We start from the raw sequence: 26,692 nt of genomic DNA on the forward strand, positions 1-26,692 counted from the left end.
TAAAAATAATTTACTATTTGCACATCTCATAACAGAGATGAAAGAAAAATATTTTGTTTTGAAAAAATGGAGATCGGTATGATTGAAGCAATTACACACGGAGCAGAATGGTTTATCGGTCTGTTCCAAAAAGGCGGTGAAACCCTAGTCGGTATGATAAACGGTATTTTGCCACTCTTAATTTCATTATTGGTTGTAATGAATGCCCTGATTAAATTTGTAGGGCAAGATCGGATTGAACGACTTGCTCAACGTAGTGCCGGAAACCCTATTTCACGTTATTTGATCTTACCGGTGATTGGCACTTTCGTTTTCTGTAACCCGATGACATTAAGCTTAGGACGTTTCTTACCGGAGCGTTACAAACCAAGCTACTACGCCGCAGCCTCTTATAGTTGCCACTCTATGAACGGCTTATTCCCTCACATCAACCCGGGTGAATTATTCGTTTATTTAGGCATTGCCAGCGGTTTAACCACCTTAGGCTTACCACTTGGGCCTTTAGCCATCAGTTATTTATTAGTCGGTATGTTTACCAATTTCTTCCGTGGCTGGATTACAGACTTTACCACCGCATTCTTTGAAAAACGAATGGGGATCACCTTAGATAGAGAAGTACATTTATCCCACTAATCAAGTAACTGAAATACAGAGGAATAGATTATGAGCAACAAAGCGATTTACATTGAAAAAGGCAACGGTGGTTGGGGCGGTCCATTAACATTACCTGTTGTGGAAGGCAAAAAAGTGCTTTATATGACCGGCGGCACTCGCCCTGCGATTGTTAATAAATTGGTGGAATTAACCGGCTGGGAAGCGGTTGATGGTTTTAAAGAGGGCGAACCGCCGGCAGAAGAAATCGGGATTGCGATTATTGACTGCGGTGGGGTATTACGCTGCGGACTTTATCCAAAACGCCGTATTCCAACCATTAACATTCACGCCACCGGTAAATCCGGCCCTTTAGCGGAATTTATTGTGGAAGATATTTATGTTTCAGCGGTGAAAGAAAACAATATTCGCTTAATTGATGCCGATGGAAGTGTGCCTGTGGCGACAGAGCAAGCAAAGTCAGCTTCATCAACGCCAGCAAAAGAGTATGACTCCAGTAAAAAAATCACCGAACAAAGTGATGGCTTATTAGCAAAAATCGGTATGGGAATGGGGTCGGTGGCGGCGTTATTCTTCCAAGCCGGACGAGACACTATTGATACGGTGCTTAAAACCATTTTACCGTTTATGGCATTTGTTTCTGCGTTAATCGGGATCATTATTGCGTCAGGCTTAGGTGATGTAATTGCCCACGGCTTAACCCCTCTGGCAAATAGCCCAATAGGTTTAGTTACACTGGCGTTGATTTGTTCCTTCCCTCTCCTTTCGCCATTCTTAGGGCCGGGAGCCGTGATTGCACAAGTTATCGGCGTGTTAGTCGGTACGCAAATCGGTTTAGGCAATATTCCGCCACATTTAGCACTGCCGGCACTCTTTGCTATTAATGCTCAAGCCGCTTGTGATTTTATTCCTGTGGGGCTTTCAATGGCGGAAGCAAAACAAGATACCGTACGAGTGGGTGTGCCGTCAGTGTTAGTCAGCCGTTTCTTAACCGGTGCACCAACCGTGCTGATTGCGTGGGCAGTTTCCGCATTCATCTACCAATAATTAACCACGATACAAGCGGTGGAATTTGAAAAATTTTTTGCAAAATGCACCGCTTGTCAAAACGAGAGAACATTTATATGACGATTATTTATCAAACGACCTTTACCAAAATCGGGAATTTCGCTCAGGAATCATTAGCAGACAATATGTTAATCACTTTTAAACAAGGCGCACCGGCAGATTTAGAAGATTACTGCTTCATTCATAATCCATCTGAATTAAGTAGCCCTTTACAAGTAGGCGATATTGCTGAATTTGATGGCGTAGCTTATCCGATTACGGCAGTTGGTAGCGTTGCATCTGAAAACTTATCTGCCCTCGGACACATTACCTTCCGTTTTGACGGGGCAAATGATGCGGAGTTTCCGGGGAGCGTACACGTTGTCGGTACACCACCAAAAACATTAACGGAAAACTCCACCTTAATCATTAAACGTGATTAATCATCGCTGAAACATTATTTCAAATTGAAAATTAAGAGGAATACATTATGAACAATGAAAAAAAAGTCGCTATCGTTGTTGGCGGCGGTCAAACACTTGGAGCTTTTTTATCTGAAGGCTTGGCAGATGCCGGTTATCGAGTGGTGGTTGCTGACTTAAACGGCGAAAATGCACAAAAAGTGGCAGCCGATATTAATGCCAAACAAGGTGAAGGAAATGCGATTGGAGTGCAAGTCGATGCGGCTGATGAACCAAGCGTTGAAGCACTAGCTAAAGCAACAGATACAGCATTCGGGCGTGCCGATGTATTGGTTTACAGTGCAGGCACAGCGAAAGCATCGCCTATTTGGGATTTCAACTTAAACGATTTTGATTTGTCGGTAAAAGTGAATTTAACCGGTTATTTCTTAACCGCAAAACACTTCTCCCGCTTAATGATTCGTGACGGTATTAAAGGGCGTATCATTCAAATTAATTCTAAATCAGGTAAAGTGGGGAGTAAGTACAATTCCGGTTATAGTGCAGCGAAATTTGGTGGTGTAGGTTTAACACAATCGTTAGCATTAGACTTGGCAGATAAAGGCATTACCGTGCATTCATTAATGTTAGGCAATTTATTGAAATCACCGATGTTCCAATCGTTAATTCCGCAATATGCGGCAAAACTCGGCATTCCGGAAAGCGAAGTAGAGCAAGTTTATATTGATAAAGTGCCTTTAAAACGTGGTTGTGATTATCAAGATGTGCTGAATGTCTTAAAATTCTATGCCAGCGAAGAGGCAGCTTATTGCACAGGACAGTCTATTAATATTACCGGTGGTCAGGTAATGTTCTAAGCAAACAAGCGGTCAAATTTGTCGATTTTTTTACAACAATTTGCAAAAAATGACTAAAATAAACCGCTTGTTAATTCGCCACACCGGTTGATATGCCACAGGGGAAAGCGTATTGTTTTGAAATCGCAGATACGTTTAGGCTCTGTGGCCTTTTATTAAGGAGCAATGATGGATTCAATTACACTTCTGATTATATTGGCAATGATAATGTGGCTGTTACAAGCCGTTTTGGGGTGGCTTCAAATTAAAGCCTTTAACCAAGCCTTTATGGAAATCAGCAAGAAAGGCAAAGTAACAGTTGGGCGTAATAGTGGTCGCTTTAACCCAAAATCGGTTATTGTATTGGCGTTTGATGATGAGAAAAAAGTGGTAGATAGCCTTTGTATGAAAGGATTTTCCGTCTTTGCCAGACCGCAGAAATTAGCGTCTGTGATTGGTTTGTCTCTTGATCAAATTGTGCCGGAAAAAATCTTTCCAACCGATAAACGTTCACAATTTGCCTTAAAAGTGGCGATATCTTCCGGATATAGTTGCTCAGATCAAAAATAATGCGATTTTTTATTTCATTTTGAATATTTTTTTAGCTAAAAATGAGATAATGGAGAATAAATATGCAGATCAATAGTGTCATCTTTGATATGGATGGGGTAATGATTGATTCAGAACCCCAATGGGCAGAGGCTCAAATTGCGGTATTAGCCGATTTAGGTATTAATATAACCGAGCAAGATTGCGAACAACTCACCAGAGGTAAGCGGATTGATGAGTTGAGCGACACTTGGATTAAAAAATTTCAGTTATCTGTTTCCAACCAAGCATTAAGTGAAGCCATTTTGGCACACGGCTGTGCTGCAATCGAGCAACACGGCAAAGCATTAACGGGTTTATATGAATTATTGGATTTCTTAAAATCTAATCATATCAAGTTGGCAGTGGCTACCTCATCGCCGCCGGTGGTGATTAAAGCGGTGTTTGATCGCTTAAAACTGTGGGATTATTTCCCGATTCAATGTAGTGCAATGGATGAAGAATACGGTAAGCCACACCCTGCGGTCTATTTGAGTGCCGTGAAAAAATTAGGTATTGAAAAACAAGAATGTATCGTTATTGAAGACAGTGTAACCGGCTTAATTGCCGCCAAAGCCGCTAATTTAACTACGTTTTTGGTGAATACCAATTATCAAAATGAAAAATTTTCAATTGCCGATAAAAGAATGGCATCGCTACTAGATGTTATTGAAAAATTAAAACAGCATTAGCACAGATTAGCTCGCTCCAATCTTTGCTAAATTGGAGGAACAATGAAACCTTTTGAAAGAAGACAGCAAATTTTAGCCTACTTAGCTCAGCACGGTAGAACCGAAGTGGACGTGCTGGCAGACTATTTTAAGCTAACCGGCGCAACCATTCGTAAAGATTTAACCTCACTCGAAGAAGATAAGAAAGTCTTGCGTACTTATGGCAGCGTGGTCTTAATTGATGAAGAAATTCTTGAACGGGAAGAGAAAATCAATAAAGAGGACAAAGACGATAAACCGCTTGCCCAGAAAACCGGCATTAATCTTCAACAAAAGCAAGCTATCGGGCAAAAAGCAGCCGAGCTTATCAGCGAAGGTAATTCGGTAATTTTTGATGCCGGAAGTACCGTACTACAAATGATCCCTCACCTAAAGCCGTTTGATAATCTTTCTTTGATGACAAACAGCCTAACCATCTTTAATGCAATTTTAGCGTTAAATAAATCTTATAATTTATTGATTTCCGGTGGTACTTTCCGCGAAAAATCCGCCTCTTTCCACGGCTATTTTGCAGAGTCTGCGTTTATCGGCTCAACTTTCGATCTACTTTTTATCGGCACGGACGGTTTTGATTTGGAAGTAGGGCTAACTACCTTTAATGAAGTCTATAAAGTCAGCTCACTGATGTGTGATGCGGCGAAAAAAATCGTGGTGTTGGCTGATTCCAGTAAATTTGGGCGGAAAAGCCCGAATATTGTGTGTGGGTTAGAAAAAATCCATACCATTATTACCGATGAAGGCTTATCATTAGAAATGAGAGAGCAAATTCGAGAAAAAGGTATCGAACTGTTAATCGTATAAGGACTGGAAAATGAACCATTTAGAGAGTGCAAAAGAAACGTTAAACCTCTATGCTCAGCAGATTATCACGCTAAACCATCGACTTTCTGAAGAATTTAATGAGGTGGTAAATATGATACTCGCCTGTCAAGGGCGAGTGGTTGTTGGCGGTATTGGAAAATCGGGGTTGGTCGGCAAAAAAATGGTGGCAACTTTAGCTTCCACCGGTACGCCAAGTTTTTTCTTACACCCGACAGAGGCTTTTCACGGCGATTTGGGAATGTTGAAACCGATTGATATGGTGATTCTGATTTCGAACAGCGGTGAAACCGATGATGTGAATAAACTGATCCCAAGCCTGAAAAATTTCGGCAATAAAATTATTGCAATGACCGGCAACCCCTATTCTACACTCGGGCGAAATGCCGATGTGATTTTAAATATCGGGGTAGAGCGTGAGGCTTGCCTGAATAACCTCGCCCCAACCAGCTCTACTTTGGTCACGATGGCTTTAGGTGATGCGTTGGCAATCGCCTTAATGAAAGCTCGGGATTTCCGCCCTGAAGATTTTGCCCGCTTCCACCCCGGTGGCAGTCTTGGTCGTAAATTATTGAACAGAGTGCGAGATGTGATGGTGCGTAAAGTGCCAATCGCCGGTTTAGACACCACCTTTACCGAATGTTTATCTGTAATGAATGAGGGACGTATGGGGGTGGCGGTAATTATGCAAGACGATAAATTGGAAGGCATTATTACCGATGGTGATATTCGCCGCACACTGGCACAATTCGGGGCAGATAGCCTGAATAAAACCGCTCAAGAAATTATGACTCGCAACCCGAAAACCATTAACGATACCGAATTTTTAGCCAAAGCCGAAGATTTAATGAAAGAGCTGAAAATTCACTCCTTAATTGCAGTGAATGATGAAGGCAAAGTAACGGGATTGATGGAGTTTTCTAGCTAGTTTGTAGATTTAACGATGGTGCAAGCGTCCACGCTTGTGCCGTTCACTGACATATATCAATATCTAATAAAACAGGTAAGTTGTTAGCATAATTTCTTGCACTGCTATATTTCCATTCAAATGCCTCGCATACAAAACCGCTTACGATAGGGTTGTTGTGAATATAGTTTAGCTTTTCATCAAAAAATTTCTGAGAATAGATTGTTATCGGTTGGTTATGATGTTGCCAAAGTTGGTATTGCTTGACATTATTTCGTTGTTTAGCTGCCCGAGTAAACATCCATAATAACCATTCTTTTCTACTTTCTTGGGGATTTGTTTTAATTTGCTGAATCAACATTTTAGATGTAAATGTTTTAAAATCTCTTATTAAATCTGACGGGTTTTGGTCTTTTGCTTGAAATAATAAATGAATATGGCTTGGCATGATGCAGTAGCCATATAAAATCATCCCTTTTTGTTTTCGACAATAATTCAATGATTGGATAATGGTTTGAAAATAATCTTCTCGAATAAATAGATCAATCCAATAAACTGTTGCAAAACTAACAAAATAGGCTCCGCTCTTCTCATAAAACTTATATTTTCTACTCATTATGAACCTCTAAAGTGCAGTTTATGCTGATAGTAATATAGGTGAACAGTTAGGGTTAGCAATTCATTTTATTTTTTCGATGTAGATCGCAAAAATAGAATTATGCTTGGCACAAGCGAGGACGCTTGTGCCATCTTTACTTCAAAAATGTGAACTAGATCACATTTTCAAATCTACCCCAAAAAAATTAATGTGATCTACTTCACATTTTTGAGAGAAACATTTTTGTAACTTTTGAAAGTGGTGCTAATTTAAGCACGATTTTTTCAACCCTAATTTTCTCTCCTTTTTTGAGGTTTCTATGTCTAATTTAAAAGTGAAAGTCCAAGGTTTTGGGCGTTTCTTATCAAATATGGTGATGCCGAATATCGGAGCCTTTATTGCGTGGGGCTTTATCACCGCCCTGTTTATTCCAACCGGTTGGTTACCGAACGAAACTTTTGCCAAGCTGGTCGGCCCGATGATTACTTACTTGCTGCCTCTGTTAATCGGTTACAGCGGTGGTAAATTAGTCGGTGGCGAGCGTGGTGCAGTTGTGGGGGCAATTACCACAATGGGTATCATCGTGGGTTCTGAAATCCCGATGTTCTTAGGTGCGATGATTGTCGGCCCACTTGGCGGCTGGGCGATCAAAACGTTCGATAAAGCGATTGACGGCAAAGTAAAAAGCGGTTTTGAGATGTTGGTAAACAACTTCTCGGTCGGGATCATCGGTATGATTTTGGCAATGCTTTCATTTGCTTTCATCGGCGGTATCGTCACCCAAATTTCTGCGGCATTAGGTGCAGGCGTAGGAGCATTAGTTGAAGCAGGTCTTCTGCCATTAACTTCAATTATTGTTGAGCCGGCGAAAATCCTGTTCTTAAACAACGCCATCAACCACGGTGTATTCACGCCACTTGGTACAGCACAAGCACAAGAAGTGGGCAAATCTATTCTGTTCTTAATTGAAGCGAACCCGGGCCCGGGCTTTGGTATCTTGCTTGCCTATATGTTCTTTGGTCGTGGCACCGCAAAACAAACCGCAGGTAGTGCATCAATCATTCACTTCTTAGGCGGTATTCACGAAATCTACTTCCCGTATGTGTTAATGAGCCCACGCTTAATTCTTGCCGTGATTGCAGGCGGTGCAACCGGTGTTTTAACCAACTCATTATTAGGTGGCGGTTTAATCGCACCAGCTTCTCCGGGTTCAATTTTCGCTATTCTTGCGATGACTGCACCGGGTGCTCACTTTGCTGTGATTGCCTCCGTGATTCTTTCTTGTGCCGTGACTTTTGCGATTGCGTCAATCTTACTCAAAACCCAAAAAGGTGAAGCCTCATTGGAAGATGCACAAGCACAAACTCAAGCGATGAAAGCAGAAAGCAAAGGCGTAGCAGCGGCTGCGGTAAATGGTAACATCAACAAAATCTATGTAGCGTGTGATGCCGGTATGGGTTCAAGTGCGATGGGTGCGAGTATGTTACGCAAAAAAGTGCAAGCGGCAGGCTTAAACATTGAAGTCCAAAACTTAGCGATCAACGACTTACCGCAAGACGCACAACTGGTGATTACCCACAAAGACTTAACCGCCCGTGCAACACAACGTGTGGCAACGGCTCAACACTTATCGCTCACTAACTTCTTAGACAGTGCATTCTATGACAGCTTAGTGGCAAAATTAGGCAATAACCAGCCTCAACAAGCGGTGCAAACAGCGGAAAATTCTGTAAAGGAAGCGCAAGCGGAAGGCTTAACACTCCAAGCTGCCCAAGTCTTTTTAGGTTTACAAGCAAACAGTAAAGAAGAAGCGATCCGCTTTGCCGGTGAGCAATTAGTTAAAGCCGGTTTTGTTCAGCCAAGCTATGTAGATGCAATGTTCGCCCGTGAGCAAATGGTTTCCACCTACTTAGGCGAAGGCTTAGCTGTGCCACACGGTACATCTGATGCCAAAGACAGCGTGCTGAAAACCGGTATCGTAGTCTGCCAATACCCGAACGGCGTTCGCTTTACCGATGAAGAAGACGGCGTGGCGAAACTGGTGGTCGGTATTGCAGCAAAAGGCAACGATCATATTCAGATTTTAAGTGCAATTACCAACGCACTGGACGATGAACAGGCAATGAAAACCTTAACACAAACCAACAATGTTGATGAAGTATTAGCGTTATTGGCGAAGTAATCGCATATTTGATGGCGCAAGCGTCCACGCTTGTGCCTTTTACTTTTTATTTTAAAATCAGAGAAGCACCAGCGTGGACGCTGGCGCTATCTAGAACTTTTTCGGAGAACAAATTATGAACGCACTCCATTTTGGTGCCGGTAATATCGGGCGTGGCTTTATCGGCAAACTGCTTGCTGATGCCGGTATTTTCGTGACTTTTGCCGATATTAACCAAACTCAAATCGACCAAATCAACCAAAACAAGCAATACGGCGTGAAAATCGTGGGCGATGACAGCCGTGTGGAAATTGTCAAAAACATTGCGGCAATTAACTCGAAAGACGAAAACGCCGTGATTGAGCAAGTGAAAACCACCGATTTAATCACCACCGCAGTCGGCCCGAATGTGCTTGGCTTTATTGCCCCACTGTTCGCCAAAGCGTTAGTCGCTCGTGTGGAAAGTGGCAACACCCAACCGCTGAATATTATCGCCTGTGAAAATATGGTGCGTGGCACGTCATTCTTTAAAGCAAAAATTTTTGAAAATCTGACCGCTTGCGAACAGGAAAAAATCGAGCAACTGGTGGGGTTTGTGGACTCTGCTGTGGACAGAATTGTGCCACCAGCCGAGCCGAATCCTGCGGATCCGCTGGAAGTCACGGTGGAAGAGTTCAGCGAGTGGATTGTGGATCAAACCCAGTTCAAAGGCGACATTCCAAACATCAAAGGAATGGAATTAACCGATAACCTGATGGCGTTTGTGGAACGTAAACTGTTCACCCTTAACACCGGGCATTTAATCTGTGCCTACTTGGGCAAACAAGCGGGTGTGAAATGGATTAAAGAGGCGATTGCGATTGAGGAAATCAAAGCTCAGGTAAAAGCCACGATGGAAGAGAGCGGTGCAGTGCTGATTAAACGTTACGGCTTCGACCCACAAGCCCATTCGGCGTATATCGAAAAAATCCTCAAACGTTTTGCTAACCCGTACTTAAACGATGACGTAAACCGTGTAGGGCGTGAGCCAATCCGCAAACTCAGCGAAAACGACCGCTTGATCAAACCGTTGCGTGGCACGTTGGAATATGGCTTGCCGTATCAAAACTTGGTCAAAGGCGTGGTAATGGCATTGCAATATCGCAATGAGGAAGACCCACAAGCGGTCGAACTTGCCGAATTTATTGCAAATCACGGTGTGGCGGCAGCGGTGGAAAAATACACCGGTTTAACCGACCAAGCGGTCATTGCTCAAGTGGTGGAATTATATCAATAATTCTTGACACTATGATGGATTACATCGACAAACTCAGTGAGGAAACCACCCTGCGTGGTTTCCTTAGCATTGCCAATCAACGCTTTGCTAAGGCAGTTGAACAGTTGATTGAACGAGTGTTTCGCAAAACGGACTTTGCGTTAAAATCCGTGGTGGATTCCTTGTTTGAACATCAAGGGCCGCTGGCTGACATTGAAGTACGCCTAAAAGTCTTGCTTGGGCTGGGGGTGATTTCGCCTAAAGTGTTTGAAGACATCTCGCTTTTCCTTGAAGTCAAACAACATTTGAATGAGGAAGAAGACGAGTTCGCATTTTCTCACCCGGCGGTGGTGAAATTTGCCAAAGATTTAAACCACGTTGATTTTTTGCCGATTAATGAATTGCTGAATGTAAAAGCAACAAAAGGCAATAAAGATTCAATGTTGTTTCAAATGCAGCAAATGCGGTTGGAAAAAATGGTACGTTCAAGCCTGATTTTGGCGGTAACTGAAATTGACGAACAACTGAATGTGGAAAGCCCGTTGTAAAAATTTCGTCAAAATTAACCGCTTGTACTGAGCATTCACGCCGTACGTGATTGCTTTTCCCTTTCTTTTTGATCTTATCGGCTTTTTTCTTTGCTTAAAGCGGTGTAATCTATCCCTAACTATTTTGGAGGATATGGTTATGCAATCGTTGCTCTCTTTTGTACCGGATTTTCTCAAGCAAGAACTATTTTGGGTAATAGCGTTACTGGTTTTTGCAATTTGGCAATTTATCCAAAACAAACTGCGTATGGACGTGGTTGCCCTAATTGTCATGCTGTTTTTTAGCCTGACCGATATTTTATCAGTCAAAGAAGTATTGGCAGGCTTGAGTGACCCAAACGTGGTGTTGATTGCGTTGCTCTTTATTGTCGGTGAAGGTTTGGTGCGAACCGGCGTGGCAAACCAAGTCAGTGATTGGTTGATGCGGGTGTCGGGAGCGAGCGAAACCAAAGTGCTGGTGCTGCTAATGCTCTGTATTGCCGGGCTTGGATCTTTTATGAGTTCCACCGGCATTGTGGCGATTTTCATTCCAGTGGTGCTTGCCATTTGCTCGGGAATGGGAATTTCGCCCCGTCGATTAATGATGCCACTAAGTGTTGCCGGACTCATTAGCGGTATGATGACCTTGATTGCCACCCCACCCAACCTCGTGGCTCATTCCGAATTAGTCAAAGCAGGCTTTGCCGGCTTTAGTTTCTTCAGCTTTACCCCGATTGGCTTAATGATTCTCGTGTTAGGAATCGGCTATATGCTGATTGCCCGACGCTGGTTGGATAACGGTGAGCAAAGCGATACTCACAGCCAGGCTCAAAAATTTTCAATGTCGCAGTTAATTGAAGAGTATCAACTTAAAGAGCGAGCCAAAATGGTGCTGGTGGAAGCGGATTCAGACTGTGTCGGCAAATCTATCGGGCAACTTAACTTACGGATTGAGCAAGGGTTAAACATCATTGCAATTCAACGCACTAAGCGGTTTAGAAAAATTACCGTCAGTGCCTCGGTAAACGAAATTTTCCAGCCGAAAGATATTTTACTGCTTGATACTGCCCTCGATGATGAAACTTACCAACAACGCTGTGAACAGCTCAAACTTCGCCCGATTGAGCTAAAAGGTGAATACTTTTCCTCACAGTATCGCTCGGTGGGTATGGCGGAAATTTCGGTTATGCCTGAGGCAGAATGTATCGGTAAAACTATTCGGGAACTCAAATTCCGCTCAAGATACCATTTAAGCATTGTCGGCTTAAAACGTGGTGATGAAATCATACAAGAGGAACTGCTCGATACACCACTCAAATTCGGCGATATTTTATTGGTGATGGGCGTGTGGCAACAAATTCACCGTATGGACGACGATCATCGAGATTTCTTCTTGCTTAGAGCACCGGCAGAAAGTAAAAACGCCCCACCGGCGTTAAGCCAAGCTCCGCACGCTCTGTTCTCAGTGCTGACTATGGTGTTGCTGATGATTACCGGCATTGTGCCAAACGTGATGGCAGCATTGATTGCCTGCTTAATGTTAGGCAAGTTCCGCTGTGTGGACATTAAAAGTGCTTATGATTCAATTCATATGCCAAGCATTGTGTTGATTGTGGGGATGATGCCGTTTTCCATTGCCTTACAAAAAACTGGTGGTGTGGATTTAACCGTTAGGCTTCTACTTGATGCAATGCAAGGCTTAGATGTACATTTTGTTCTAATAGTATTATTTGTAGTAACAGCGATTATCAGTGCTTTTATTTCCAACACTGCCACCGCAATCTTGGTTATGCCGATAGCCATTGCGATTGCTAACCAACTTGGCTACTCACCGGCACCTTTTGTGATGACGGTCGCTGTTTCAGCCTCCGCCGCTTTTATGACGCCGGTTTCTTCACCGGTAAATACGATGGTATTAGCACCGGCAGGCTATAAATTTATTGATTTCGTCAAAGTCGGTGTGCCGTTTACTGTACTGGTGATGCTGGTGTCGGTGTTTGTGATTCCGATGTTATTTCCGCTCTAAACACTCCTCTAAATTACAAGCGGTCATTTTTTGTAATCTGATGCTGACGGTAAAATTGTTTGAGTATGTCTGGCAACATAGTCCCCATTTTTATTTCCCGTTGGAAGTCGAGGTTGACCGCTTGTTATTCAATTAGGCTTTTTTCTTACTGATGGTATCCACCCAAACCGCAAGGAGTAGAATTGCACCTTTTACGATATATTGCCAGAAAGTTGGCACATCAAGCATACTCATTCCGTTATCCAGCAAAGCGATAATAAATGCCCCAATAACCACGCCGTAAATTGTGCCGATACCACCTGCTAAACTGGCTCCGCCAATGACACAGGCAGCAATCGCATCTAATTCGGCATTTTGCCCAGCGGAAGGTGCGCCGGCTCCAAGACGTGAGCTTAAAATCAAGCCTGCAATGGCAACTAATAAGCCGTTTAAGGCAAAAATCGCAAGTTTCACTTTTTCAACCGCAATACCGGAGAGACGTGCGGCGTCAATGTTGCCGCCAATGGCATAAACGTGGCGACCAAAAGCCGTTTTACGGGCTAAGAATGTGCCTGCAATCGCTAATACCACTAATACCAAAACCGGGAATGGCACACCACGGTAATCATTGAGTAGGTAAATCGCACCTAATACGATAATTGCAACCAGTCCGTATTTCAGCGTGTCTTTCGGCATAGACGGCACGGCAAGATTGAGTTTTTGTCTAGCTTTGCGTTGATAGCTACCCCAAGCAATAAAGCAAAACACCCCGATAGTACCTAAAATCATACCCACCATATCAGGTAAATAACCTTGACCAATGGTTGTCATTTCATTGCTAATCGGTGAAACAGTTGTCCCGTTGGTTAAGCCGACCAATACACCACGAAACGCCAGCATACCGGCAAGGGTAACAATAAAAGACGGCACTTTTTGATAAGCTACCCACCAACCGCTCCAAGCACCCAGCATGACGCCTAAAATTAAAGTAACTATAATAGTTAACGAGAGCGGCCAGCCCCACCATACATTACTGATGGCGGCAAATCCACCGAGTAAGCCCATTAGCGAGCCAACCGATAAATCAATTTCTGCGGAAATAATCACAAATACCATACCGATGGCAAGAATACCGGTAATGGAGGTTTGGCGTAACAGGTTGGAGATATTTCTGGCACTTAAATAAGCACCGTCAGTTGCAATAGAGAAAAAGCTCATAATCACAACAATTGCAATCAGCATAATATAAACTTGTAAATTAATCGATTTTAACTTATTCATAGGTTACTCCTTGAGTGCCGCTTCCATTACTTTTTCTTGGGTAAGGTCTTGGTTAATCAAATCTGCTTTAATTTTGCCTTGATGCATAACCAATACACGATCACTAATGCCTAAAACTTCAGGTAATTCGGAGGAAATGACGATAATTGCCATACCTTCTTTAGCTAATTGGTTGATGAGCTTATAAATTTCATATTTTGCTCCCACGTCGATACCACGGGTCGGCTCATCTAAAATCAGGATTTTAGGGTTAAGCAATAGGCATTTTGCCAAAATTGCTTTTTGCTGATTACCGCCACTTAACCGTCCAATTGCTAATTCAGGCGAGGAAGTTTTCACTTTCAGTTTTGCAATAGATTGGTTGATAATGGTTTCTTCCAGCGGTTCATTTATTACTTTTTTGCCAAAACAAAATTGCGGCAATGAAGAGAGAGTTATGTTTTTGCCCACCCCCATAATTGGAATGATGCCGTGTTTTTTGCGATCTTCCGGCACCATTACAATATGATTTTCAATCGCTTGCACACAATTTTTAATTTTAATCGGTTGGTTATGCAGAAAAAGATCACCTTGATATTTTCCTTGGTAAGAACCAAAAATACATTGTGCCATCTCGGTTCGCCCTGAACCAACCAAACCGGCAACCCCTAAAATTTCACCTTGGTGTAGCACAAAATTAGCATTATCAACCCGCTTGATATGTGTATTAGTTGGGTGCCAAGCCGTTAAGTTTTCAACTCGAAGAACTTCTTCACCAATATTGTGTGGCTCGTGTGGGTAGAGCGAGGTAATTTCACGCCCAACCATCATCGTAATAATATCGTCTTCACTCATTCCCTCTGCATTGCGAGTACCAATATGTTCGCCATCTCGAATGACACAGATTTTGTCGGAAATGGCTTTCACTTCATTCAATTTGTGTGAAATATAAACACAAGCAATATTGTGAGCTTGTAAATCTTTAATTAAACTCAGCAGAATCTCGGTCTCTTTTTCAGTTAACGAGGCGGTAGGTTCGTCTAAAATCAACAACCGTACCTGTTTATTCAATGCTTTGGCAATTTCGACTAACTGCTGTTGCCCTAAGCCTAGCTCTCCTACTTTGGTGTTTGGGTCAATATCCAACTGCACTTGTTCAAGTAAGGTTTTACAACGCAGATACATTTCATTGTCATCTGTAATGCCTGAATGGGTAATTTCATTACCTAAAAACATATTCTCCAAAATTGACATATTTTTTACTAAGGTCAATTCTTGGTGAATAATCGAAATACCTTTTTCTTCAGTATCTCTAATATTTTTGGCAATCAGTTTTTCGCCGGAAAAATAGATTTCCCCTTCATACTCACCGGCAGGATAAATGCCGCATAACACTTTCATTAACGTTGATTTGCCTGAACCATTTTCACCACATAAAGAAAGTATTTCACTGGTTTCAAGGGAAATTGAAATATTATTTAATGCCACAACCTCACCGAATTTTTTAGTGATGTTCTTCATTTCTAATAATTTCGCCATACTTAGCCCCTTATTTTCAAAAATGGCGAGGAAACCTCGCCATTTCGATAAATTAAAGTGATTTATTTATATACTGCATCTTTGGTATGGAAGCCGTCTTTAATCACCGTGTCATCAATATTTTCTTTAGTTACAACAACCGGCTCTAATAAATATGCCGGTACTTCTTTCATACCGTTATTTAATTGAGCATTGCTTTCTACTTTCTCATTTTTACCTAATACAACGGCAATTTCGGCAGCTTTGTCGGCTAAATTGGTAATTGGTTTATACACCGTCATCGTTTGTGTACCGGCAATAATACGTTTAATTGCGGCTAAATCTGCATCTTGTCCGGAAATTGCAACCTTGCCGGATAACCCTTGGGCACTTAACGCTTGAATTGCACCGCCTGCGGTTGCATCGTTTGAAGCTACAACTGCATCAATGTTGTTTTTATTAGCAGTCAGTGCGTTTTCCATAATCTGTAATGCTTTTTCAGCAAGCCAAGAATCTACCCATTGATCGCCCACCACTTTAATTTTGCCACTGTCAATTAACGGTTGTAGCACCTTCATTTGACCTTTACGGAACAGCTTAGCGTTATTATCTACAGGTGAACCACCCATTAGGAAATAATTCCCCTCCGGCTTTTGCTCAACAATACTTTTAGCCTGTAATTCACCTACTTTTTCATTATCAAATGAAACATAAAAATCCACATCGGCATTATTGATTAAGCGGTCGTAAGCAAGTACCTTAACACCTTCTTTCTTCGCCTCGGCAATCACATTGGATAACACTTCGCCGTTAAACGGAATAATCACCAATACATCAATATCTTTATTCAACATATTCTCAATTTGTGAGATTTGTGCGGTTGCATCGCCATTTGCCGATTGAACGAAGACTTTTGCTCCTAAGCTTTCCGCTTTATTCACAAAAATATCTCGGTCTTTTTGCCAACGCTCTAAGCGTAAATCATCAATTGACATACCGATTTTTAGATCTTTAGCAACAGAAGCATTGCTGAGTGCCATTAAAGTCGCCGCAGCAACGGCTAATAATTTAGACTTAAGTTTCATAGTTCACCTCATTGGTTATGAAAATGTGAGCATCTTTTTCGCCCGTAAGCAGTCTGGGCTTATTTCAAATGAAGTTCAATTATCATATTTATTAATATCATTATGATTTTTCACTTTTGTGATCTACGCCACATTAACCAATAATCGAAATCCAAAAACGAAATATCGTAATTGAAGGTTTTGCATAATTTTCCGATGATGTTACCGAAAGATTATTTTTCCAATTCAGAGGAGCATTATTATGTCTAACTATTTTGACAAAATCTCGAAAGTCCAATTTGAAGGGGCAAACTCAACCAATCCGTTCGCCTTCAAACATTACAACCCAAATGAAGTTATTTTAGGTAAAAAGATGGCAGAACATCTGCGTTTAGCGGTTTGCTATTGGCACACCTTCTGCTGGACGGGTAACGATATGTTTGGCGTGGGTTCGCTTGACAGAAGCTGGCAAAAAACGGGGGATTTACTGCAAGGTGCGAAGCAAAAAGCGGAAATTGCCTTTGAATTTTTCCAAAAATTAGGCATTCCTTACTACTGCTTCCACGATGTGGATGTTGCACCGGAAGGCAACAATTTCAAAGAATATCAGCACAATTTCAACACTATTGTGGATATTTTAGAGCAAAAACAAGCTGAAACAGGCGTGAAATTATTATGGGGTACGGCGAACTGCTTCACCAATCCTCGCTATATGTCGGGTGCTTCAACCAATCCGAATCCGGAAGTTTTCGCGTGGGCGGCAGCACAAGTCTTTACCGCAATGAACGCCACCAAACGCTTAGGTGGTGAAAACTATGTATTATGGGGCGGTCGTGAGGGTTATGAAACCTTACTCAACACCGACTTAAAACGTGAGCGTGAACAAATCGGTCGCTTTATGCAGTTAGTGGTAGAGCATAAACACAAAATCGGTTTTAACGGCACTTTATTAATTGAGCCAAAACCGCAAGAACCGACCAAACATCAATATGACTACGATGTTGCCACCGTTTACGGTTTCTTAAAACAGTTTGGTCTAGAAAAAGAGATCAAAGTAAACATTGAAGCAAACCACGCAACCCTTGCAGGACATACTTTCCAACACGAAATTGCCACTGCAACAGCATTAGATATTTTCGGCTCTATCGATGCGAACCGTGGCGATCCGCAATTAGGCTGGGATACCGACCAATTCCCGAACAGCGTGGAAGAAAACACCCTTGTGATGTATGAAATCTTAAAAGCAGGTGGCTTTACGACCGGCGGTTTCAACTTTGATGCGAAAATCCGCCGCCAGAGTACCGATCCGTATGATCTATTCCACGCACACATCGGGGCGATTGATGTGTTAGCCCTTTCACTCAAACGTGCAGCGAAAATGATTGAAGACCAAGCATTGCAAAAAGTGGTGGATAACCGTTATGCAGGCTGGAACAAAGACTTAGGTCAGCAAATTCTAAACGGTAAAGCAAGTTTAGAAGAGTTAGCGAAAATTGTGGAAACCCAAAGTTTAGATCCGAAACCTGTTTCAGGCCAGCAAGAATACTTAGAAAACTTGGTAAATAGCTATATTTACCGTTAATCTACAAGCGGTTGTTTTTTGTAAAAAATTTGCAAAAAATGACCGCTTGTTTTATAGGTTCCCGTAGGGGCGAAACATTTTTCGCCCCAAATCAAATAATAAAAGGGCGAATATTGATTCGCCCCTACGGTTTAAGGAATATTTATGTACATTGGAATCGATCTCGGCACGTCGGGTGTGAAAGTTGTGTTACTCGATGAAAATCAACACATTATTGCCATCACACAAAAATCACTGCCTATTTCCCGCCCGCAGCCATTATGGTCTGAACAAAATCCGCAAGATTGGTGGAATGCCACCAATGAAGCGATGTTAGAACTTTCCGCTACTCAAGATTTACAAGCAGTAGAAGCGATTGGTTTAACCGGGCAAATGCATGGAGCGACTTTACTAGATAACGCAGATAATGTTCTTTCCCCTGCGATTTTATGGAATGACGGGCGCAGTTTTTTGGAATGCGAAGAGTTAGAACAGCTTGTGCCAAATAGCCGTGAAATTACAGGCAACCTGATGATGCCGGGCTTTACCGCTCCGAAATTGCGTTGGGTTGATAAACACCAGCCCGATATTGCCGAAAAAGTCAGCAAAGTCTTGCTACCGAAAGATTATCTCCGCTTGTTGATGAGCGGCGAATATGCCTCTGATATGTCTGATGCTTCCGGTACAATGTGGCTTGATGTGGGTAAACGGAATTGGAACAAATCGCTACTGAACGCTTGCGGATTAGACATTGAAAATATGCCGAAACTGTTTGAAGGCAATCAAATCACAGGTTATTTACGCCCAACGCTCGCCGAGCAATGGAAAATGAAATCTGTGCCGATTGTGGCAGGCGGTGGCGATAATGCCGCCGGTGCAATCGGTATTGGTTTATACCAAACCGGGCAAGCTATGCTCTCATTGGGGACTTCAGGGGTTTATTTTGTAGTGAGCGATAAATTTCAGGCTAATCCGCAAAAAGCAGTGCATAGTTTTTGCCACGCTTTACCTGATCGTTGGCATCTGATGTCAGTAATATTAAGTGCCGCTTCTGCGGTAGATTGGGCAGTAAAATCATTGGGACTAAAAGATGTATCGACCTTATTCCAACAGGTTGAAGCAAGCCAAACGGCATCTGATGTTATTTTCTTACCTTATTTATCAGGTGAGCGTACACCGCATAATGACCCTTATGCGAAAGGCGTATTTTGGGGATTAAGCCATAACGACAACCAAATAACGATGGCAAAAGCCGTGATTGAAGGGGTAAGTTTCGCTTTGGCTGAAGGGATTGAGGTACTCCACGAAACTGGTGTAATTGCTGACAATATTGCATTAATTGGCGGTGGAGCAAAAAGTGCGTACTGGCGACAACTACTCGCCGATATTAGCGGTAAAACCTTTGAATACCGCACCGGTGGCGATGTCGGCCCGGCATTAGGGGCGGCGAAATTGGCTCAAATTGCGTTAAACCCAAATCAGGATATTGCTACGTTCTGTCAGCCGTTACCCCTGGAACAGGTTTACCAACCAAACCTTGCCCGCTATGCAGAATATCAAGAAAAGCGCCGGAAATTTGTGGAGCTTTACCGGCGGTTGAAGGGTTTATAAAGACGGACAAGCGGTCATTTCCTCGCAAAATTTTGCAGAAAATTAACCGCTTGCATCACACCTTCGAAAATAAATTAATCACCAATACTCCGGCTAAAATTAAGGTAATACCAATCAAGCCTGCCAGGTCAATTTTCTGCCCGAATGCAAAATAAGCCACAATAGCAGTCAGCACAATGCCTACGCCAGACCAAACTGCATACACAATGCCGACCGGCAGGGTACGGAAGATAATCGAGAGAAAGTAAAAAGATAAACCGTATAAGGCGAGTGAGCCAATAGTCGGCACGGCTTTGGTGAAACCATTGCTTAATTTGAGTAAATTGGTGGCAGCGATTTCGAGGCAGATGGAAATCGCAAGTAAAATCCAAACGTTCATTGATGACCTCTGTTGCGTAAATGCGTGCTATTTTACCCGAGTTGCAAAAAAATTTAAAAAAATCACCGCTTGTTTTTTCCTGATTAAGCTATGGTACAATCTTTGGTGAATCAGGAGGTGTGAAATGGCACAGGTTTATATCGTACACGGTTATACGGCGAATGCCGATAAGCATTGGTTTCCTTGGCTGGAGCAGGAATTAGCAAAATGTGGTATCAGTTGTGAGCGGTTGAATATGCCGGATTCGGCAAATCCGTCATTAGATGGCTGGTTAAATCATCTTGAGAAAAAGGTGGAACTGACCGAGCAAACTGTTTTTGTCGGGCATAGTTTAGGCTGTATTGCGATTTTGAATTTTTTAGCTAAAAACTACGCCAAGATTAAAGGGGCGGTGTTTGTGTCGGGTTTTTATCAACCGGTAGCAAACTTGCCCGAACTTGCTGCCTTTACCAACTATTATGCGATTTTGCCAAGCGTGTCGAGCTTTCCAAGCTATGTGGTAAGTGCGTTAGATGATAAGATCGTGAATCATCAATACAGCGATGCACTCGCCCAACATTTGCAAGCGGATTATATTCGGCTAAATCAAGGCGGGCATTTTTTGGATAGAGAAGGTGTTACCGAATTACCTGTGGTGTTGGAGTTGGTGAAGAAGTTACTTGAGTGAAACCTGTTTTGGTACAAGCGAGGACGCTTGCACCATCTATAAGTTGAATTTAAACAAAAGTTATACATCAGTCTGATAGTGCCAGCGTCCACGCTGGTACTTTTGTATAAACCAACCCTATTTTGCAAAAAAACGGTAAAAATAAACCGCTTGTCTCCCTATGGGAAAACTTACAGTTTAATAAACCCATCATAAATATGGGTGGCATCGCCTGTCATATACAGCGGATACCCTATCCCTTGCCATTCAATGATCAGCGTTCCGCCGGGTAAATCAACCTGCACTTTGTTGTCCAGTAAGCCTTGCATAATGCCGACCGCAACCGTGCCACACGCACCGCTGCCACAGGCTTGGGTTTCACCTGCTCCTCGTTCATACACCCGTAATTTAACGTGGTTACGATTTACCACTTGCATAAAGCTGATGTTCGCCCGTTCAGGAAAACGTTCGTGGCTTTCCAGTAAAGGCCCTAGTTCATTTACCGGAGCAGTTTTCACATCTTCCACTTGCAACACGCAGTGTGGGTTCCCCATTGAAACCACGCCACATAGCACGGTTTGTAGCTCAGTGCGTAAAATATAGTTTTTCTCAAATTTATTTGCGGTAAAAGGCACTTGCGAAGGTTCCCAAATCGGTTCGCCCATATTCACACGCACTTTGCCGTCTTCTTGCAAACTTAGCACCATTTTGCCTTTTGCGGTGCTAACGTGAATGTCTTTTTTGTTGGTTAAGCCTTTGAGCGTAACAAACCGGGCAAAACATCTCGCCCCATTGCCGCATTGCGACACTTCACTGCCGTCTGCATTAAAAATGCGATAGTGAAAATCTAATTCAGGGTCGTAAGGCGGTTCAACCAATAAAAGTTGGTCGAAACCGATACCACGATGGCGATCAGAAAGCGTACGGATCATCTCTTCGGTAAGGTAAACGTTTTGGGTTACACCATCAACCACCATAAAATCATTGCCTAAGCCGTGCATTTTTGAAAATTGCATATTATTCCTTAATTAATTAGAAATTTTATTGATTTAGATTATAGAGATTAGTTTTATTTATTGATATAGTACGCGCCGATTAATTTGATGAAAAATGCAGATTTTTTCAAATACAGAGTTTCATTTACTTATTTAGGAGCAAAAAATTATGTCTGCGATGTTTATTATCCAATTTGCCATAGTGTTACTATGCATTTTGGTTGGCGCCCGTGTAGGCGGTATCGGATTAGGGGTGTTCGGTGGCTTGGGCTTAGCCATTCTTTCATTTGGGTTTGGGCTAAAACCTGCCGGTTTACCGATTGATGTAATGTTTATGATTATGGCGGTTGTGTCGGCTGCAGCAGCCATGCAAGCAGCCGGTGGTTTGGACTATATGATCAAAATTGCCACTCGCATTTTGCGTAAAAACCCGAAATACATTACCTTTATCGCACCGCTTGTAACTTGGACATTTACCGTGCTTGCCGGTACAGGTCACGTTGCCTATTCAGTATTGCCGGTAATTGCAGAGGTGAGCCGCCACAACGGCATTCGCCCTGAACGCCCACTCTCTATGGCAGTTATCGCCTCACAATTTGCGATTGTAGCCAGCCCGATTGCCGCGGCAGTAGTCGCAGTGGTTGCCTTCCTTGAACCGCAAGGTATTACATTGGGTAACGTATTAAGTGTGACTATTCCTGCGACCTTATTAGGCTTAGGTTTAGCTTGTGTATTTGTGAATAAAATGGGTAAGGAATTAAAAGATGACCCAAATTATCAACGCTTATTACAAGACCCTGAATATGTGAAAGAAAACCACATTACTGCTAATCCAACCGAATTACCGTTAAAACCGACTGCAAAATTATCAGTAGGCTTATTCCTATTCGGTGCATTATTAGTGGTATTAATGGGTGCAATGCCTTCACTTCGCCCGGTATTTGACGGCAAACCGATGGGTATGGCACACACAATTGAAATTGTGATGTTAAGTATTGGTGCGTTGATTATCTTCTTCTGCAAACCGGACGGCAATGAAATTACCAAAGGTTCTGTCTTCCACGCCGGTATGCGTGCGGTAATTGCGATTTTCGGTATTGCTTGGTTAGGCGATACCTTAATGCAAGGCCATATGGATGAAGTGAAATCAATGGTGTCAGGCTTAGTTGAAACCGCACCTTGGGCATTTGCTTTCGCATTATTCGTACTTTCCGTATTGGTAAACAGCCAAGGGGCAACGGTTGCAACCTTATTCCCTGTAGCGATTGCTATCGGCATTCCTGCACCGGTGCTAATCGGGGTATTTGTGGCGGTAAACGGCTACTTCTTCATTCCGAACTACGGCCCGATTATTGCCTCGATTGACTTCGACACCACCGGCACAACCCGTATCGGTAAATATATTTTCAACCATAGCTTTATGTTACCGGGCTTACTTAGTATGATTTTCAGTATCGGATTTGGTTTATTACTTTCCAATATCCTACTTTAATCGCTCGCAAAACCTCCCGCTTGGGAGGTTTTTCATTTGCAAAACTTTCAGCAAAAACGACCGCTTGTAACGGCTCTTGCAAGCATTACACCTATCAAAGTAAGCAAAAGCCCACCGATTAAATGTAAACTCAGCACTGTCACAAACTGCCCCCATTTTTCTGCTAATAGTTTTTCAGTTAGTTCTAAAGAGAAACTGGAAAAGGTGGTAAAACTGCCTAAAAAACCGCTGATGAACAGCAACCGCTGGCTCTCGCCTAAGTTAAACCCCATTGCGATACCAATTAACAAACAACCAAGCCAATTTGCCGCTAAAGTACCAAAGGCGAATTGGCTGAGTATCGGGTTTAGCCAAACGGCTAATTGCCAGCGGCACATAGCTCCAAGTACCGCCCCGATTGAAATCATAAGTATTGAAGACATCATTTTCCTCCTCTAACGTTTTCTCACATCATACCTAAAAATGAGTGATTTAGAAAAATAATGTGATGGATTTCACAAATTTGAAACTTCCTATTTGCTTAAAAAATGCCGCTTTGGCAATATCACTCCGAAATATGTTCATATTCAAACATTTTTTCATCACTTTCCAATCATTTTCATCTTAAGGAGAAACTTTATGAGCAAATCCTTACGTAATGCCTGTATTGGCGAATTTATCGGTACAGGTTTTATTCTTTTCTTTGGTGCTGGTTGTGTTGCTGCTGCTCAGTTAGCCGGTGCGAATTTCGGTTTATGGGAAATTTCCATCGTTTGGGGGCTTGGTGTTTCCATGGCAATCTACATTTCTGCCGGTATTTCCGGTGCTCACCTTAACCCTGCGGTCACTATCGCACTTGCCGCATTCTACGGCTTTGAAAAGCATAAAGTGCTACCTTATATCATCGCACAAATTGCCGGTGCGTTCTGCTCTGTTGCACTGATTTATTTTATGTATAGCGATCTCTTTGTGGCTGCGGAAGTCGCTCAAGGCATTACTCGGGGCGAAACCGTGGGCTTTGCTGGTGTGTTCTCCACCTATCCAAACCCGAATATTACACTGGTTACCGCTTTCATCGTTGAATTTGTGATTACTGCGGTGTTGATGTCCACCATTTTAGCGATTGGTGATGACAAAAACGGCTTGCCGAATAAAGCCTTAGCCGCATTACTCATCGGTTTATTGATTGCGGTAATTGGTGGAGCAACCGGGCCGTTAACCGGTTTTGCGATGAACCCGGCTCGTGATTTTGGTCCGAAACTCTTTGCTTATCTTGCCGGTTGGGGTGAAATTGCTTTAACAGGCGGAAAAGAAATTCCGTATTTCATCATTCCGATTGTCGCCCCAATCTGCGGTGCATTATTCGGTGCTTGGGGTTATAAAAACCTCATTCATAACAATCTTCCAGCAAATACTCAGGAGTAATCTATGGAAAAGCAATATATCATCGCTCTCGACCAAGGTACAACCAGCTCTCGTGCGGTTTTATTAGATAAAAATGCCAATGTGGTTGAAGTGGCTCAGCGTGAATTTACCCAGATTTATCCGCAAGCAGGTTGGGTAGAACATAACCCGATGGAAATTTGGTCAAGCCAAAGTTCCACCTTAAATGAAGTGGTGGCAAAAGCTGGTATTAAGCCGGATAGCATTGCCGCAATCGGGATCACAAACCAACGTGAAACCACGATTGTATGGGAAAAAGAGACCGGTAAACCTGTTTATAATGCGATTGTGTGGCAATGTCGCCGTACATCCGATATTACCGATAAATTAAAAGCAGATGGACACGAGGAATATATTCGTAAAACGACCGGCTTGGTGGTCGATCCATACTTCTCCGGCACCAAAGTGAAGTGGATTTTAGATAACGTAGAAGGGGCAAGAGAAAAAGCAGAACGTGGTGAATTGCTGTTCGGTACGGTCGATACTTGGTTAGTGTGGAAATTAACCCAAGGGCGGGTACACGTTACCGATTACACAAACGCCTCTCGTACTATGTTGTTTAACATTCACACCAAACAATGGGACGACAAAATGTTGGAATTGCTCAATATTCCTCGTTCAATGTTACCTGAAGTGAAAAATTCATCAGAAGTTTACGGGCAAACTAATATCGGCGGTCAAGGTGGTGTGCGTATTCCGGTATCAGGTATTGCCGGAGACCAACAAGCCGCTCTTTACGGTCACTTATGTGTGAAAGAGGGGCAAGCGAAAAATACCTACGGCACAGGTTGTTTTATGTTGATGCACACCGGTAATACTGCAATTCAATCCGAAAACGGTTTATTAACAACCATTGCGTGTAATGCAAAAGGCGAGCCGGAATATGCGTTAGAAGGTTCGGTATTTATTGCCGGTGCTTCTATTCAATGGCTGCGTGATGAGCTGAAAATCGTCCACGATAGTTTTGACAGTGAATATTTCGCTACCAAAGAAGATGATTCTAATGGCGTTTACGTTGTTCCTGCCTTTACCGGCTTAGGTGCTCCATATTGGGATCCGTATGCACGAGGCTCAATTTTCGGTTTAACCCGTGGGGCAAACCGTAACCACATTGTGCGTGCGACCCTAGAGTCTATCGCTTACCAAACCCGAGATGTGTTAGAAGCAATGCAGTCTGATTCCAAAGCGAAACTGCAAGCGTTACGTGTGGACGGTGGTGCAACCGCAAACAACTTCTTAATGCAGTTCCAAGCCGATATTTTAGACACCAAAGTGGAGCGTCCGAAAGTGAAAGAAGTCACTGCTTTAGGGGCAGCTTATCTTGCGGGTATTGCTGTCGGCTTCTGGAAAGATTTGGAAGAACTGAAAGACAAAGCGGAAATTGAACGCACCTTCACACCGGACGGCGACCAAGAAAAACGGGCGAAACGCTATAAAGGCTGGAAAAAAGCCGTTCGCCGTTCATTAGAATGGGCGAAAGAAGACGCAGAAGAGTAAAAACTCAACCTACGCATAAACAGGGAGTATAGGCAACTATACTCCCTTTAAGATCTTTTAGTTATATTAAATAGTGATTTTGATTTGTTCTGACTTAGCCTTTTCTTTATGATGAGCTACATCAATAAACAACCTGATAAGGAACATTTATGTCTCAATTTCAAATTCACACCATTGAATCCGCTCCTGAAGCGGCACAAGAAGCATTAAAAGCAGTACAACAAGCAAACGGCTTTATTCCAAACCTCATCGGCGTATTAGCCAACGCCCCCACTGCATTGGAAACTTATCGCACCGTGGGTGGTATTAACGGTCGTAACAGCTTAACCGCCGAAGAGCGTGAAGTGGTGCAAATTACCGCAGCAGTGGTCAATGGCTGTGGATTCTGTGTGGCAGGTCATACCAAAATTGCCTTAAAAGCATTAAAAATGCCTGAAGAAGTGGTAAATGCTTTACGTGCCACGGCTCGCATAGACGATAACAAATTAGACACTCTGGCTCGCTTCACCCTTGCAGTGATGTTACAAAAAGCCAAATTAACCGAAGCCCAATTAAACGAATTTTTCGCTGCCGGTTACAACCAACAAAATGCGATTGATGTGATTTTAGGCGTGAGCTTGGCAACATTATGTAACTACGTTAACAATATTGCCGAAACTCCAATTAACCCTGAATTGCAGCCTTTTGCGTAATAAGTTTTTCAAAAACAGAAAAAGAGTAAATAAATTTACTCTTTTTC

Annotated in this window: 26 protein-coding genes; 19 read left to right on the forward strand and 7 right to left on the reverse strand. The window is 42.7% G+C overall.

Features of this window, described 5'->3' with window-relative positions; all coding sequences use genetic code 11:
• Positions 1-78: 78 nt before the first annotated feature.
• The 8 genes from ACJ7Z2_RS02895 to ACJ7Z2_RS02930 all read left to right on the forward strand — a co-directional run bounded on the left by ACJ7Z2_RS02895 (position 79) and on the right by ACJ7Z2_RS02930 (position 5,983).
• Entirely contained in the window at positions 79-633 is a 555-nt protein-coding gene (locus ACJ7Z2_RS02895) for a PTS glucitol/sorbitol transporter subunit IIC (RefSeq protein WP_006250840.1), read from the forward strand.
• A 30-nt stretch (positions 634-663) separates the two neighbouring features.
• The gene (locus ACJ7Z2_RS02900) at positions 664-1,659 is read left to right on the forward strand and encodes a PTS glucitol/sorbitol transporter subunit IIB (protein WP_409500731.1); all 996 of its coding nucleotides are present in this window, start codon (positions 664-666) and stop codon (positions 1,657-1,659) included.
• Between the two features lie 77 nt (positions 1,660-1,736).
• A complete protein-coding gene (gene srlB / locus ACJ7Z2_RS02905) occupies positions 1,737-2,102 on the forward strand; it encodes a PTS glucitol/sorbitol transporter subunit IIA (protein ID WP_154703661.1) in 366 nt (121 codons plus the stop codon).
• 47 nt (positions 2,103-2,149) lie between these two features.
• On the forward strand, positions 2,150-2,938 hold the full coding sequence (srlD, locus tag ACJ7Z2_RS02910) for a sorbitol-6-phosphate dehydrogenase (protein ID WP_126301458.1): 789 nt from the start codon (positions 2,150-2,152) through the stop codon (positions 2,936-2,938).
• A 168-nt stretch (positions 2,939-3,106) separates the two neighbouring features.
• On the forward strand, positions 3,107-3,487 hold the full coding sequence (gene gutM / locus ACJ7Z2_RS02915) for a transcriptional regulator GutM (RefSeq protein ID WP_126302702.1): 381 nt from the start codon (positions 3,107-3,109) through the stop codon (positions 3,485-3,487).
• Between the two features lie 62 nt (positions 3,488-3,549).
• Positions 3,550-4,197, forward strand: coding sequence for a hexitol phosphatase HxpB (gene hxpB, locus ACJ7Z2_RS02920; RefSeq protein WP_409500732.1), 648 nt, complete (start codon positions 3,550-3,552; stop codon positions 4,195-4,197).
• A gap of 42 nt (positions 4,198-4,239) precedes the next feature.
• Positions 4,240-5,037, forward strand: a complete 798-nt coding sequence (locus ACJ7Z2_RS02925) for a DNA-binding transcriptional repressor (RefSeq protein WP_409500733.1) — start codon at positions 4,240-4,242, stop codon at positions 5,035-5,037.
• Positions 5,038-5,047: 10 nt separating this feature from the next.
• The gene (locus ACJ7Z2_RS02930) at positions 5,048-5,983 is read left to right on the forward strand and encodes an SIS domain-containing protein (protein WP_409500734.1); all 936 of its coding nucleotides are present in this window, start codon (positions 5,048-5,050) and stop codon (positions 5,981-5,983) included.
• A 43-nt stretch (positions 5,984-6,026) separates the two neighbouring features.
• On the opposite strand, the gene ACJ7Z2_RS02935 is transcribed toward ACJ7Z2_RS02930, so the two are convergent.
• A complete protein-coding gene (locus ACJ7Z2_RS02935; RefSeq protein WP_021279801.1) occupies positions 6,027-6,578 on the reverse strand; it encodes an REP-associated tyrosine transposase in 552 nt (183 codons plus the stop codon).
• A gap of 301 nt (positions 6,579-6,879) precedes the next feature.
• On the opposite strand from ACJ7Z2_RS02935, the gene ACJ7Z2_RS02940 reads away from it, so the two are divergent.
• The 4 genes from ACJ7Z2_RS02940 (at position 6,880) to ACJ7Z2_RS02955 (ending at position 12,529) form a co-directional block, all read left to right on the forward strand.
• Positions 6,880-8,742, forward strand: coding sequence for a PTS mannitol transporter subunit IICBA (locus ACJ7Z2_RS02940; RefSeq protein ID WP_409500735.1), 1,863 nt, complete (start codon positions 6,880-6,882; stop codon positions 8,740-8,742).
• Positions 8,743-8,857: 115 nt separating this feature from the next.
• Positions 8,858-9,997 carry a mannitol-1-phosphate 5-dehydrogenase gene (locus ACJ7Z2_RS02945; protein ID WP_409500736.1) on the forward strand — a complete coding sequence of 380 codons (1,140 nt, stop codon included), beginning with the start codon at positions 8,858-8,860 and terminating at the stop codon, positions 9,995-9,997.
• Positions 9,998-10,008: 11 nt separating this feature from the next.
• Complete coding sequence (locus ACJ7Z2_RS02950) at positions 10,009-10,524, forward strand: MltR family transcriptional regulator (RefSeq protein ID WP_409500737.1); 516 nt, start codon at positions 10,009-10,011, stop codon at positions 10,522-10,524.
• A gap of 139 nt (positions 10,525-10,663) precedes the next feature.
• A complete protein-coding gene (locus tag ACJ7Z2_RS02955; protein WP_409500738.1) occupies positions 10,664-12,529 on the forward strand; it encodes an SLC13 family permease in 1,866 nt (621 codons plus the stop codon).
• 132 nt (positions 12,530-12,661) lie between these two features.
• Here the strand turns inward: ACJ7Z2_RS02955 and ACJ7Z2_RS02960 are convergent, their stop codons facing one another.
• From ACJ7Z2_RS02960 to xylF, 3 genes are all read right to left on the reverse strand, one after another.
• Positions 12,662-13,789, reverse strand: a complete 1,128-nt coding sequence (locus tag ACJ7Z2_RS02960; protein ID WP_409500739.1) for a sugar ABC transporter permease — start codon at positions 13,787-13,789, stop codon at positions 12,662-12,664.
• A 3-nt stretch (positions 13,790-13,792) separates the two neighbouring features.
• Positions 13,793-15,307: a D-xylose ABC transporter ATP-binding protein gene (gene xylG, locus ACJ7Z2_RS02965; RefSeq protein ID WP_409500740.1), complete on the reverse strand. Its 1,515-nt coding sequence runs from the start codon at positions 15,305-15,307 to the stop codon at positions 13,793-13,795.
• 62 nt (positions 15,308-15,369) lie between these two features.
• The gene (gene xylF / locus ACJ7Z2_RS02970) at positions 15,370-16,371 is read right to left on the reverse strand and encodes a D-xylose ABC transporter substrate-binding protein (RefSeq protein ID WP_409500741.1); all 1,002 of its coding nucleotides are present in this window, start codon (positions 16,369-16,371) and stop codon (positions 15,370-15,372) included.
• Between the two features lie 241 nt (positions 16,372-16,612).
• Here xylF and xylA point away from each other — a divergent pair, with 241 nt between their 5' ends.
• Together xylA and xylB are read left to right on the forward strand one after the other, a co-directional pair.
• The gene (gene xylA, locus ACJ7Z2_RS02975; RefSeq protein ID WP_409500742.1) at positions 16,613-17,932 is read left to right on the forward strand and encodes a xylose isomerase; all 1,320 of its coding nucleotides are present in this window, start codon (positions 16,613-16,615) and stop codon (positions 17,930-17,932) included.
• A 144-nt stretch (positions 17,933-18,076) separates the two neighbouring features.
• Entirely contained in the window at positions 18,077-19,522 is a 1,446-nt protein-coding gene (gene xylB / locus ACJ7Z2_RS02980; RefSeq protein ID WP_409500743.1) for a xylulokinase, read from the forward strand.
• 55 nt (positions 19,523-19,577) lie between these two features.
• On the opposite strand, the gene ACJ7Z2_RS02985 is transcribed toward xylB, so the two are convergent.
• Entirely contained in the window at positions 19,578-19,901 is a 324-nt protein-coding gene (locus tag ACJ7Z2_RS02985) for a DMT family transporter (RefSeq protein WP_154703675.1), read from the reverse strand.
• Between the two features lie 124 nt (positions 19,902-20,025).
• Between ACJ7Z2_RS02985 and ACJ7Z2_RS02990 the strand changes: the two genes are divergently transcribed.
• Positions 20,026-20,568, forward strand: a complete 543-nt coding sequence (locus ACJ7Z2_RS02990; protein WP_409500744.1) for an RBBP9/YdeN family alpha/beta hydrolase — start codon at positions 20,026-20,028, stop codon at positions 20,566-20,568.
• A gap of 170 nt (positions 20,569-20,738) precedes the next feature.
• On the opposite strand, the gene dapF is transcribed toward ACJ7Z2_RS02990, so the two are convergent.
• The gene (dapF, locus tag ACJ7Z2_RS02995; RefSeq protein ID WP_409500745.1) at positions 20,739-21,563 is read right to left on the reverse strand and encodes a diaminopimelate epimerase; all 825 of its coding nucleotides are present in this window, start codon (positions 21,561-21,563) and stop codon (positions 20,739-20,741) included.
• A 148-nt stretch (positions 21,564-21,711) separates the two neighbouring features.
• Between dapF and ACJ7Z2_RS03000 the strand changes: the two genes are divergently transcribed.
• Positions 21,712-23,034, forward strand: coding sequence for an anaerobic C4-dicarboxylate transporter (locus tag ACJ7Z2_RS03000; RefSeq protein ID WP_409500746.1), 1,323 nt, complete (start codon positions 21,712-21,714; stop codon positions 23,032-23,034).
• A gap of 47 nt (positions 23,035-23,081) precedes the next feature.
• On the opposite strand, the gene ACJ7Z2_RS03005 is transcribed toward ACJ7Z2_RS03000, so the two are convergent.
• Positions 23,082-23,456: a fluoride efflux transporter FluC gene (locus ACJ7Z2_RS03005; RefSeq protein ID WP_015586980.1), complete on the reverse strand. Its 375-nt coding sequence runs from the start codon at positions 23,454-23,456 to the stop codon at positions 23,082-23,084.
• A gap of 196 nt (positions 23,457-23,652) precedes the next feature.
• Here ACJ7Z2_RS03005 and ACJ7Z2_RS03010 point away from each other — a divergent pair, with 196 nt between their 5' ends.
• The 3 genes from ACJ7Z2_RS03010 (at position 23,653) to ACJ7Z2_RS03020 (ending at position 26,645) form a co-directional block, all read left to right on the forward strand.
• Positions 23,653-24,438: an MIP/aquaporin family protein gene (locus tag ACJ7Z2_RS03010; RefSeq protein ID WP_409500747.1), complete on the forward strand. Its 786-nt coding sequence runs from the start codon at positions 23,653-23,655 to the stop codon at positions 24,436-24,438.
• 3 nt (positions 24,439-24,441) lie between these two features.
• Entirely contained in the window at positions 24,442-25,953 is a 1,512-nt protein-coding gene (glpK, locus tag ACJ7Z2_RS03015; RefSeq protein ID WP_126301477.1) for a glycerol kinase GlpK, read from the forward strand.
• Between the two features lie 149 nt (positions 25,954-26,102).
• Positions 26,103-26,645, forward strand: coding sequence for a carboxymuconolactone decarboxylase family protein (locus ACJ7Z2_RS03020; protein WP_409500748.1), 543 nt, complete (start codon positions 26,103-26,105; stop codon positions 26,643-26,645).
• The last annotated feature ends 47 nt before the right edge of the window (positions 26,646-26,692 follow it).

The sequence above is a fragment of the Mannheimia glucosida genome (genome assembly GCF_046267875.1).
Lineage (GTDB): Bacteria > Pseudomonadota > Gammaproteobacteria > Enterobacterales > Pasteurellaceae > Mannheimia > Mannheimia glucosida.